Here is an 11,838-nt window from a genome sequence, read left to right as displayed (position 1 = left end):
AATTCCATAAACTCAGTTATCATAATACCATATCTTCCAAAATTTAATAATATATTTTCACAAAGAAAGTAATTTATTTAATGAAATTCTGGAAATCCCACTCCGTTTTGTGAAAAATAAAATGCCCGAGGAAAGCCTCAGGCGCCATAATTCGAGAATTGAAAATTATGATACATCCATCAAATTCGCTTTAATATCCGCGGAAATTTTTGGTACAATTGGTTTGTTGTATGATGATGTACTTGTTTTCAATCGTTTTCCTAACAAGAGCCCGTCCTTCGACGGGCACCTTCAATTCTTGTGAGGTGAATCAAATGAAGAAAAAAAATAAAGCCATCGGCGGCATGATCGTTGCGTGCCTCGTGCTTGGCCTGATCATCTGGGATCGAGACGTATCACAAGCGGAACAAAGTTTTGTGGAGAAAGCCGCCAATAATTACATGTCCGAGGTGCAAGCCGAACTCTCGAACGGCATGGACGTGGAGGTGCGAGGAGAATACGGGGAAACCGCATTGATCGCTGCCTCCTATCGAGGCCACATGCAGTTGGCAGAATTCCTGTTGCGATCCGGAGCGGACCCCAACGCAACCGACGATAACGGCTCGACCGCCTTGCACGGCGCAACGGCCAACGGCCATCTCGAGATCGTAAAGCTCTTGCTTGCATATCACGCCCAACCAAACGTCGCCGACAAAACGGATGGCCGCTACCCGATGATCGACGCGGCGATGATGGGGACGCCCGAAATGATTCAGGTCTTGGCAGAAGGCGGTGCCAGCCTCAACGTGAGTACAAAAAATGGCCGCACAGCGTTGCACTGGGCGGTAGATAACTTGCGGACAGAGAACGTGCGCTTTCTCGTCAACAACGGGGCCAACCTGCGACCCATCGATAACACAGGTAAAACCGCCTTGGACTACGCCAAGGAAAAACACCACGACGAGATCATCCAACTGCTGGAGCAATAAAAAAAGCACCCGAAGGTGCTCATACCCGCTCCAGCGGCCGATGCGGCTCAGGGGGCAATTCAATCCGTATCGCGTCCCCCGCCCGCACCTCACCGCCCTCCAGCACGATAGCCATCACGCCGGCCTTGCGGATGAGATTGCCTGACGCATCTTGATCCAGCACCGCCTGCATCAGTCCCGGCTGAAAGCGATCCAGCTGCGCACAAGGATTGCGCAGCCCCGTGATCTCCACAATCGCTGTCTCTCCAAGATACAGGCGCGCCCCCGTCGGCAAGCCCAGCAGATCCACGCCGCGCGTCGTCACGTTCTCTCCCAGCTGTCCGGCGGAGACGGTGTAGCCTTTGCTCTGCAGATCCACGAACAGTTCCTCGTGGATCAAATGCACTTGCCGCAAATTAGGCTGTGTCGGGTCTTGCTGCACCCGCGAACGGTGCTTCACCGTCTTCCCCAAATGCGCATCCCCTGCTACACCGAGCCCGGCCAAAAGCTGGATGCTGTCCTGGGTGGGCTTGCTGAATGTATGTGAAGCGCTGCTGCTCACCGCTGCAACTACCATTTTTTCCATCTGGATCACCGCCAAAATTGAGTTAAGAAAGAGGGATCTCATTGGCAAGAACATCGATTTATCTACAACTTAGCCAATTTTTGCAGAAACAACAGACTGCAAGCTTTACCATCAAGTTTCAAGAAATCGAAGCCATTATCCATCGGAACTTGCCCCCTTCCGCGAGAAAATATCAAGCATGGTGGGGGACCGCTTCAATCAGAAAACGAGACATTGCGCTGCCTGGCTCGATTTCGGTTGGATGACGGAAACTTTGGATCTCAAAAATGAGTCCGTGACATTCCGAAGATATAAAGACGTCATCTAGGCGTCTTTTTTAGCGTTCGCTCTGGGTCAGATAAGTTTCACCATATGGTAAAACCGATAGCCGCTGACCGTCAATTCGCCATCGACGCGAAAGCCCGTTTTTTCGTAGAGACGGTACGCACGCTCATTGTCTTTTTCAACGAGCAGTGCCAGTTTGTGATGCTGCTCAGCATGTGCCTTTGCTTCGAACGCTCGCATCAGTTCCTTGCCATAGCCGCGTCCTTCGTATTCAGAAGATACGGCGATCGTGTCGAGGTAATATTCATCGTCCTGTGCTTCTTTGGTGATCGTAAGGCTTGGGTCGCCAGTTTGATCGATCAAGCGGTCGAGGAACGGTTGGTCAAGCTCGGCAGTCCGGCTGCCGTGGTACGATACGAGGACGCCCACGACACGCCCGTCTTGTTCTTTGACGAGCGTGTTTTCATAGCTGAGACGGTTGCCCTTTTGCTGAAAGAATTCTTCGAGGATTCGTGTGACCTCTGCAGGCTGGTCCGAACCTGCGAGCGTATTGCCTATTTTCCCAATGGTTGAGTAGATCAGTTTGATGGCCGGTTGAAAGTCTGCTTGAGTTGCTGGACGGATCATGCGTATCCTCCTAAGCGTCTGTGATGTTATCTATCATCTTACACGTTCTTCGAGATTCGAGAAAGTTAACACGTTACATGAACAAAGGAGCACTGACCCTTTTCGGGCCGATGCTCCTTGTTCATGTGACATCGCTACCGCAACGAGGCACGATAGCCGGCTGCCACTGCTTCTTCTTTCGTGCAGAACATCTCCTCAGCTTTTGTTGCTTCGTAGTATTGACCACCAGGCACATGGTAGATTTTCTCTCCCGAACTGCTGATGTTTCCTTTGATCGTAGGTGTTCCACAAGCTTGACTTGGCGGTGTTGGCAGTCCGGTTCGAATTGCAACCGTTTGGGTTGCATTGATCCACTCGACGTTTGCACCAAGCTCTTCTGCGACGAAACGCGCAGGCACGTATGTACGATCCTTATAAGTAAGCACAGCATAACCTTCCGGCAACTTCTTCGCTTCACCGTCAAAAGTAAACTTGATCGGGCTCAAATAGGCGGTGATACTTTGGTCTGCCGAAGCAACACTGACGCCTGCAATGACACTGCCAATGAGAATGCCTGCAAACAGTTGTTTGTACTTCGTTATAAACATTACTGATCAACTCCTTGTATTTTATATTTTCGTTAGTGATTTCTACAAGTTACCTCCTCTAACCTTTAAAAAACCGCCTAATTGGCGGGTTATTTTTCTTCAGGATGAAATACAAGAGATTCTAACCGGATTGAAGTATCCTGCCCGTTGCCCTTCCTCATCATCAAATACTGCCCAAGATGCATCACAATCATTACAACTTCACAGTCCCCGCTTGAGTTCAAAATCTCAGCTTCATAAACGGAGCCATGCCCGACACCTCGAGAACAGCCGAATCGTTCACAAGTAACTGCCAAGCTCATGATCCAACTTCTCCAAGCAAAAAAGAACACGAGGGCACCTGTCCCTCGTGTTCTATCCATTTTACCCTTCCAAACAAGCTCTCATCAGCGCTCCCAACATCTTCACATACGGAGGGAGTACCATATTATGATGGCTGCCCCGCACCGTGTGGACGTGGACGGTGGTTGCTTGGGTGTCCCAGCCGAAGGTGAGGCCTTTGTCGCCTTGCTGGGGGTCTTCGATGGCGCGGAACATGGTCACGGTGCCATCGTAGTAGTGCTGCTCGTAGACGCAGTTGGCCGCATCGTTGGCTTGCAGGACGCGGAAGAAACGCTTGACCTGCTCCAGTCCGATGTGCGGCGGCAAGGCGCTGGTGCGGGCGGCGGCCGTGATGAACTCCTGTAGGAACTCATCGACAGACAGCGTCTGCGCCAGCTCGGCCGCATCCGGCATCTCGATGCCGAAACGGTTGGTCAGCTCTTCGGCAAACGTCGACAGCAGGCGATGCACCGGGGTCGGCTGGCCGTTGTGGCCGCCGAGGTGCTGGGCCGGGGTGTCGAGGAGGCCGAGGAAGCTGACTTCCTCCCCCGCCCGCTTGAGCTGCTGCGCCATTTCCAGCGCGACCAGGCCGCCCATCGACCAGCCGCCGAGTTGATACGGGCCGTACGGCTGCACGGAGCGGATCGCCTCGATGTAGCAGGCTGCCATCTCTTCGACGGTGCCAAACGGTGTTTCGCTTTCGTCCAGCCCACGGGACTGCAAGCCGTAGACCGGACGGTCGCTCAACTCATCCGCCAACTCGGTGTAGATCTGCGCCACGCCGCCGACCGGGTGGACAAGGAACAGCGGAGTGCCGGTCACCGCATTGTTCAGCGGCATCAGGCAGTTTGGCGACGACAGGTTCCATTGGATGCCCGCGTCGTCGGTCAGCCACTCTTCGGGCGACTGGCAGTGGCGGATCAGCTCTTGCAAAGCTTCGAGATATTGCCCGGCCAGCTTTTCCACCGTCGAACGCTCATGTAGGTTGCTGCTGTAGGTCCAGTTGACTTGCAGTTGCCCGCCGCTGACAGCACAGTTGATCTCCAGAAGATGGCTGCGCGGGTTCTGCGGGTCGCGGGCCGCGCCGCCGTCAGCCTGCGAGACGGTGAAAACGCCAGACTCGGCCAGCGCCTGATCCAACTGCCCAAGGTAGTTAAACTGCACCTCGGCGCTCGGCAGCGCAGCGAGTGCCTCGTCTCCGTTCAGGTAGCGCAGGACGCCATAGCCGATGCCTTTGTTCGGGATGGCGCGCAGGCGTTGCTTTACCGTTTGGATCTTCTGTCCCGGCTGCGACGCGGCGGTCAAGTTCAGACCGACCGGATAGACGGCGGTGAACCAGCCGACGGTGCGGGACACGTCGACGCCTTCCAGAATCTCTTCACGGCCATGCCCTTCAAGATCCAAGAGAAGGGCACGCTCGCCTGTCCAGGCGCCAAACGCTTCGACCAGCGCGGTCAGGAGCAAGTCGTTGATGTGCGTGTTGTACGCTTTGGGCGCCTCTTGCAGCAGGGCTTGCGTGTGGGCGGCATCCAAAGTCACCGACACATGCTGGGCGGACGCCTCTGTGTTCGCACCGTCTGTACGGTCGGTCGGCAGCTGTGCGGCCTGACCTTGCTTGAGCCAGTACGCGCGCTCTTGCTGCAGAGCAGGCGTCTTGGCGTAGTCGGCCATGCGCTTTGCCCAAGCCTGATAGGACGTGGTCTTGGGCGGCAGTTTGATCTCTTCCCCGCGCAGGCGCTGGGTGTAGGCCAGCTCCAAGTCCTCCAGCAAGATCCGCCAGGACACGCCGTCGATCACCAAGTGGTGCACGATGAGCAGCAGTCGGCTGCCCCGCTCCGCTCCAAAATGAAAGGCAGCAACGTGTACCGGAGGACCTGCTTGCAAGTCGAGGCTCGCTTGCAGGCGGCCCGCTTCTGCTTCGAACGCCGCTTCCTGCTCATCAGCGGGCAGGTGTGTCAAGTCGCGGGAAGTCAGTGGAACGTCACCGCTCCAGGCGGCGTTGGACTGCCTGCCGTCCGCAAACTGCATGCGCAAGGCGTCATGATGCTGCAGAAGTTGGGCGAATACGTCTTGCAAAATGGCATCGTCCAGCGACTCCTGCGTTTCAAACAGCATCGACATGTTCCAGTGGCCGGCGTTGTGCATCTGCGCGTCGAAGAACCAGCGCTGGATCGGCGTGAGCAGCACCTCCCCTGTCACTTCGCCCTGATCGGCGAGGGCAGCGGCGGTTACGGTGCCTGCCGCTTCAGCCAGCTCCGCGATCGACTGATGCGTAAACAGGTCTTTCGGCGTCAGGCGGATACCTTTCGCCGCGGCGCGGGAGATGATCTGCAGGCTGAGGATCGAGTCGCCGCCCAGTTCGAAGAAGTTGTCGCGAATCCCGACCTGCTCGCGGCGCAGCGCGTTTTGCCAGATCTCGGCCAGCGCCTGCTCCGTCTTGCTGCGCGGCGCTTCATAAGCGGTGCCCGCGCCCGGCGCGGTGAACAGGGTGTCCGGCGCAGGCAGGGCGCGGCGGTCGACTTTGCCGTTTGGCGTCATCGGAAGTTCAGCCAAGGCGACAAAGGCGGAGGGAATCATGTACTCCGGCATCTTCTCTCGCAAATAGGCTCGCAAGTCGGCTGCCGCTTCGCCCACGAAATAGGCGACAAGGCGTTCGTCGCGGACGATCACGACGGCCGTGTGGACGGCGGGATGCCCTTCGAGTAGGGTTTCGATCTCGCCAAGCTCGATGCGGAACCCGCGAACTTTCACCTGATCGTCGGTGCGGCCGATGTATTCCAAGTTGCCGTCGGGCAGGTAGCGGACGAGGTCGCCCGTCTTGTACAGGCGGCTGCCCGCGGCACCGAACGGATTCGCGATGAATTTTTCAGCCGTCAGTTCCGGGCGCTTCAGGTAACCTCTTGCCAATCCGACGCCGCCGATGTGCAGTTCACCCGGGACGCCGATGGGAACCGGGTGCAGTTGCTCATCAAGGACGTAGAGCTGCAAGTTGTCGATCGGACGGCCGATCGGGAGGTTCAAGGCAGCCAGTGCCTCTTCTCCGCTCGGCTCGTAGGTCGTGGCGGTGACGGTCGCTTCGGTCGGGCCGTACGAGTTGAACCAGCGCACCGATTCCCCGGCCAATTTTTTCCACAAGGCATACGCTTCCGGCGATGCTTTTTCGCCACCGACGATCGTCAAGCGCAGCGCGGACGGCAGTTCGGCCGACTGCAGAGCCAATTCGTGCACCCAGCTGTGCCAATAAGCGGTCGGCAAGTTGAGGACGGTGATGCCCTGCGCCGCCACCCAGTGCAGGAACTCCGCTGCTGCCATCTGCTCCCCGCGCAGCACCAGCGTTGCTCCGCTGAGCAGGGTCGGGAACACTTCTTCGACCGCGATGTCAAACGAGATCGAGGCGAACTGCAAAACGCGGTCGGACGCTAGCAGCCCGTACGCACGCGCGATGGCAAAACGGTGGTTGACCACGGCGCGGTGCGGAATCAATACGCCTTTTGGCGTGCCCGTCGAACCTGAGGTGTAGATCATATAGCTCAGGTTGTCGGCAGTCACCGCGCTCAGGCAGGCGTCGGCAGATTCCTCGGCGATCCCCTCCCAGCCGGTATCAAGGCAGATCACATGCGCAGGATGGGACGGCAAGGACGCGGTCAAATGTCCTTGGGTCAGCAGCACCCCCACCTGCGAGTCTTCCAGCATGAAGGAGATGCGTGCTGCCGGATACGCCGGATCGATCGGCAGATAGGCGCCGCCCGCCTTCAAAATGCCAAGCAGCCCGATCATCAGCTCCAAGGAGCGTTCTGCGGCGATGCCGACGAGCACATCCGGGCCGACGCCAAGCTTTTGCAGGCGGTGGGCCAGTTGGTTGGCGCGGGCATTCAGTTCGGCGTACGTCAGCTGCTCGTCGCCATGGATGACGGCGATGGCATCCGGCGTGCGCTCCGCCTGCTCCTGGAACAGCTGGTGAATGCAGATCTCTTGCGGATGGTCGACCGCCGTGTCGTTCCACTCACCCAGCAGTTGGTGACGCTCTGCTTCGGTCAGCATCGGCACGTCGGCCAGCGCCGCCTTCGGATCGTCCAAAAGCGACAGGAGCAGCATCTGCAGATGCCCGATCAGACGCGCGATCACAGCTTCTTCAAAGCGCAGATGATCAAAAGCGACCTTGATCGTAAACTCCGCCCCCGGCAGCGCCATGACGGTGAGCGGGTAGCTGTCCATCTCCAGCGTCGTCATTTCTTTGACTTCCAGATCGCCAAACACCGGAACGATCGTCTCGTCGAGCGGATAGTTCTCAAAGACCACGATCGACTCAAACAAAGGCTGGTCGCGCGGCACGTCGCTCCACCCTTGCACCTGTACGAGCGGGGTGAATTCGCAGTCGCGGACTTCCACCTGCTGGGCTTGCAGGTCTTTCAGGAAACTCAGCACCGACCGTTCCGGGGCGGTGTGCAGACGCATCGGCAACGTGTTGATGAACAGGCCAATCATCGAGTCCGCCCCCGCGAGCTCAGTCGGACGACCGGAGACGGTCGCGCCAAACACGACGTCCTGCTCGCGGCAGTAGCGGCTGAGCAGCAGCGCCCAAGCGCCTTGGAACAGGGTGTTAAGCGTCAGTCCCTGCGCGCGTGCCGCTTCTTGGAGCACAGCGGTTGTCTCCGCGGACAAGGTGACTTTTTGCTCACCGTAGCGCTTGATCGGCATCTCGGCAGGCGGACCGGTGCGCTCCACCGGGAGGCGGTTCGGCGCGGTGAAGCCGGACAGCTTGCCACGCCAGAACGCTTCGGCCGCCAGCAGGTCCTGCTCTTGCAGCCAGGCGATAAAGTCGCGGTACGGGCGTCTCGGCGTCAACTGCGCTTCGGTGCCGCGCAGTTCCGCTTCGAAAAGGGTGACGAGCTCTTTGAACACGAGCGGCATCGACCAGCCGTCGAGGAGCAGATGGTGCGAGGTCCAGACCAGACGATAGGCGCGGTCGGCCATTCGGATCAGGGTCAGGCGCATCAGCGGCGCGACCGATAGATCGAAGCCGCGCAGGCGGTCTTGGAGCAGGAACGCTTCGAAGCCGACGGAGCGTTCCCCGCGCCAGTCGAGCGTTTCGATCGGCAGTTGAACACGGCGGTAGACCACTTGCTGCGGGGTCTCCAGCCCTTTCCACTCGAAGCCGGTGCGGAGGATCGGGTGGCGCAGGAGCACCTGTTGCCAGGCACGCTGCAAGGCCGCTTCGTCGAGCGTGCCGTTCAGTTCCATGTTCATCTGCACGACATAGACGCCCTCTTCCGGCGACATCATGCTGTGGAAGATCATGCCTTGCTGCATCGGCGACAGTTCGTACACCGCTTCGATGTCAGGGCGCGTGATCCCGCGTTCGGTCAGGCTTGCCATCAGCTCATCCAGACGCTCCTGGCTCAAACGCGCCTCCGGGAAGTCGGACGGCGTGTATCCGCCCGCCTCTTCCGACAGGCAGTGGTGAATCACGGCGCGAAGTTCGTGCAGGAAGGACTGGGCCAGTTGTTCCACCGTAGTCACTTCGTGGACATTGACGCTGTACGTCCAGTTCAAGTGCAACTGGCCGCCTTGCACCGCGCCGTTGATTTCCAGCAGGTGGTGGCGCGGGTTTGCTTTCCCGCGCGGCGCACCTCCGGGCATGTTGGAGACGGCAAACAGTGCGGACTCGGCGGTCACTTGGTCAAATTGGCCCAAGTAGTTGAAAGATACCTGTGCGGCAGGCAGTTCCTGCAGCGCCGCATCCCCGTTCAGATCGCGCAGCAAGCCGAAGCCAAGGCCCCGGCTCGGGATGGCGCGGAGCTGTTCTTTGACCGCCTTGATGCGTGCGCCGGTGTCCGCGTCGCCGGGCAGTTGCAACAGCACCGGGTACATCGTCGTGAACCAGCCGACGGTGCGGGAGACGTCGATGCCGTCCCCGATCTCCTCGCGCCCGTGCCCTTCGAAGTCGAGCAGCAAGGCGCGGTCGCCCGTCCACTTTGCAAACGCTGCGACCAGAGCGGTCAACAGCAGGTCGTTGATCTGCGTGTTGTACGCTTGCGGCGCTTCCTGCAGCAGTTGCTGCGTCTCCTCCGTCGTGAGCGACAGGGAGAGGCGGCGGCTGGAGCCGATCGTGTTCGCGCCGTGGGCGTGATCGACAGGCAGTTCGGCGACCGGCGCGTCCTGCAGTTGCAGCCAATGCGCTTTTTCCTGCAAAACGGCAGGCGTCTGCGCGTGTGCGGCCAGGCGTTCCGACCACGCTTGGAAGGAGGTCGTCTTCGGCGGCAGCGAACGCCCCGCATAGGCCGCTTCCAAGTCTTGCAGCAGGATGCGCCACGACACGCCGTCGATGACGAGATGGTGGACGATCAGCAGCAGTACGTCGCGGCGTGCACCACCGAACTTGACATGCACGAAACGCAGGAGCGGACCGTCGGCGATGGACAGGCTCTGCTGCCAGTGTTCCGCTTCGGCCTCCAACTCCGCTTCCCGCCCGGTCAGATCGACGGTGACAAAAGGCACATCGCCGCCCGGCTCCTTGATCGTTTGCTGCCACTCCCCTGCCGCCTGCTCATAGCGCATGCGCAGCGCGTCATGATGGTCGAGCAGTTGGGCGACAGCATCGCGCATCGCTTCGGTGTCGAGCGTCTCGCGGAGTTCGAACAGCACCGACATGTTCCAGTGGTCGGGAGCGGGCAGTTCTTGCCCAAAGAACCACCGTTGGATCGGCGTCAGCAGCACCGGACCGGTGACCGGGCCTTGCTCCGCTGCCAAGTCGGTTCCCGTCTGGGCGCGCTCGGCCAGCTCGGCGATCGTCTGGCTCTGGAACAGGTCTTTCGGTGTGAGCCGGATGCCTTTTTGCGCGGCGCGGTTGATGATCTGAATGCTCAGGATCGAGTCGCCGCCAAGGGCAAAGAAATTGTCGTGAATGCCGACTTTCTCCAGTCGCAGTACCCCTTGCCAGACTTCGGCCAAGGCGGCTTCCATGTCGCTTCGGGGCGCGGTGTAGGAGCCTGCTGCGACCAGATCAGTGAGTTCGGGCGCAGGCAGGGCGCGCAGGTCGACTTTGTTGTTTGGCGTGAGCGGCAGCGCGTCCAGCACGACAAACGCGGACGGGATCATGTACTCTGGCAGTTTTTCTTTCAAATAGCTGCGCAGTTCGCCGCTGTCGATCTCCTGCCCTTTCGGCGGCACGACGTACGCGACGAGCCGCTGTTCACGGGCGGTCACAACGACCTGCTGCAGGGACGGATGCTTGCCTAGGCGGTCTTCGATCTCGGACAGCTCGACGCGGAAGCCACGGATCTTCACCTGATGGTCGATCCGGCCCATGTACTCGACGTTGCCGCCGGGCAGCCAGCGCGCCAAGTCACCCGTCTTGTACAGCCGCTCGCCCGCTTGGAACGGATGCGGGAGGAATGCTTCGGCCGTCTTTTCCGGCTGATTGTGATACCCCTTTGCCAGCGAGACGCCACCGACGTACAACTCGCCGACCACGCCGATCGGGCACAGCTCCAGCGCCGAATTGAGAATGTAGTGCTGGAAGTTCGGCAGCGGCTTGCCGATCGGCAGGCTGCTCACCTCTTCCGGCAACAGCTCCTGCAGGCGGTACGCGGTGCAGATGACGGTGATCTCGGTCGGCCCGTAGACGTTGACTACTTCCATGCCGGTGCCGAAGCGGTGCTGCCAGCTGCGCACCGCCGCACTGCTCACCGCTTCGCCGCCGACGAGGACGCGTTTGAGCGATGCGAGTTTTTGTACCCCTTCGTCCGCCAGAGAGCTGCCGAGCTGATGGAAAAAGACGGTCGGGAGCAGGACGGCGGTCGCTTGGACGCTGCAGACGGCGTCGGCAAAGGCTTCGATCGACAGGCGCTCGTCCTGACTCAGGACGTGTAGTCGGGAGCCGTTGAGCAAGGCGCAGAAGATCTCTTGCACCGAAGCGTCAAACGAGTTGTTGGAGTACTGCAGGATGACGTCCTGCTCGTTTTCGCCGAGCACATCGTGCGCCCAGGAGGCAAGGTTGAGCACGCCAGTGTGGCGCAGCAGCGTGCCTTTCGGGCGTCCGGTCGAGCCGGAGGTGTAGATGATGTAGGCGAGGTCATCCGGCGTGTTGATCAGTTCCGGGTCGCCTTGAGCGCAGGTGCGCGGAACGTCTTCCAGACAGAGCAAGTCTGGTGCGAGCGTCACAATTCGCGCCTGCAGGGACTGCTGCGTGATCACCCAAGCCGCGCCGCTGTCCTCCAGCATGTAGGCGATGCGCTCGGCCGGATAGTCGGCGTCGATCGGCAGATACGCCGCGCCTGCCTTCAGGATGCCGAACAGGGTGACCATCACCTGAACGCCGCGCTCCAGCATAAAGCCGACCGGCTGGTTCGGCCGGACACCCCGCGCCCGAAGTTCACGGGCGACGGCGTTGGCGCGATCGTTCAGTTCGCGGTAGGTCAAAGTCTGCGTGCTGTCCGACACGGCGATGCGGTCGGCGTGCAGGCGCACCATTTCGGCAAACTGCTCCTGAATCGTGCGCTCCGCC

The 11,838-nt window shown here is 59.6% G+C and carries 6 protein-coding genes and 1 pseudogene; 2 read left to right on the top strand and 5 right to left on the bottom strand.

What is annotated here, in order from left to right; all coding sequences use genetic code 11:
* The first annotated feature begins 314 nt into the window (after positions 1-314).
* Positions 315-968: an ankyrin repeat domain-containing protein gene (locus EV586_RS01700; RefSeq protein WP_165898156.1), complete on the top strand. Its 654-nt coding sequence runs from the start codon at positions 315-317 to the stop codon at positions 966-968.
* A gap of 19 nt (positions 969-987) precedes the next feature.
* Here the strand turns inward: EV586_RS01700 and EV586_RS01695 are convergent, their stop codons facing one another.
* Positions 988-1,533: an MOSC domain-containing protein gene (locus EV586_RS01695; RefSeq protein WP_132943338.1), complete on the bottom strand. Its 546-nt coding sequence runs from the start codon at positions 1,531-1,533 to the stop codon at positions 988-990.
* A gap of 41 nt (positions 1,534-1,574) precedes the next feature.
* Here EV586_RS01695 and EV586_RS21770 point away from each other — a divergent pair, with 41 nt between their 5' ends.
* The gene (locus EV586_RS21770; protein WP_481937742.1) at positions 1,575-1,778 is read left to right on the top strand and encodes a DUF7662 domain-containing protein; all 204 of its coding nucleotides are present in this window, start codon (positions 1,575-1,577) and stop codon (positions 1,776-1,778) included.
* Positions 1,779-1,866: 88 nt separating this feature from the next.
* Here EV586_RS21770 and EV586_RS01690 read toward each other — a convergent pair whose 3' ends face one another.
* The 4 genes and pseudogenes from EV586_RS01690 to EV586_RS21765 all read right to left on the bottom strand — a co-directional run.
* Positions 1,867-2,424 carry a GNAT family N-acetyltransferase gene (locus EV586_RS01690; protein WP_132943337.1) on the bottom strand — a complete coding sequence of 186 codons (558 nt, stop codon included), beginning with the start codon at positions 2,422-2,424 and terminating at the stop codon, positions 1,867-1,869.
* Between the two features lie 134 nt (positions 2,425-2,558).
* Positions 2,559-3,011, bottom strand: a complete 453-nt coding sequence (locus EV586_RS21695) for a copper amine oxidase N-terminal domain-containing protein (RefSeq protein WP_132943336.1) — start codon at positions 3,009-3,011, stop codon at positions 2,559-2,561.
* Positions 3,012-3,100: 89 nt separating this feature from the next.
* The gene (locus EV586_RS01680) at positions 3,101-3,313 is read right to left on the bottom strand and encodes a hypothetical protein (RefSeq protein WP_132943335.1); all 213 of its coding nucleotides are present in this window, start codon (positions 3,311-3,313) and stop codon (positions 3,101-3,103) included.
* Between the two features lie 61 nt (positions 3,314-3,374).
* Positions 3,375-11,807: pseudogene (locus tag EV586_RS21765) on the bottom strand (amino acid adenylation domain-containing protein); the annotation flags it as partial.
* Positions 11,808-11,838 lie beyond the last annotated feature (31 nt).

It is taken from the genome of Tumebacillus sp. BK434, from assembly GCF_004340785.1.
Taxonomy (GTDB): domain Bacteria; phylum Bacillota; class Bacilli; order Tumebacillales; family Tumebacillaceae; genus Tumebacillus_A.
This window is presented reverse-complemented; position numbering and strand designations above follow the sequence as displayed.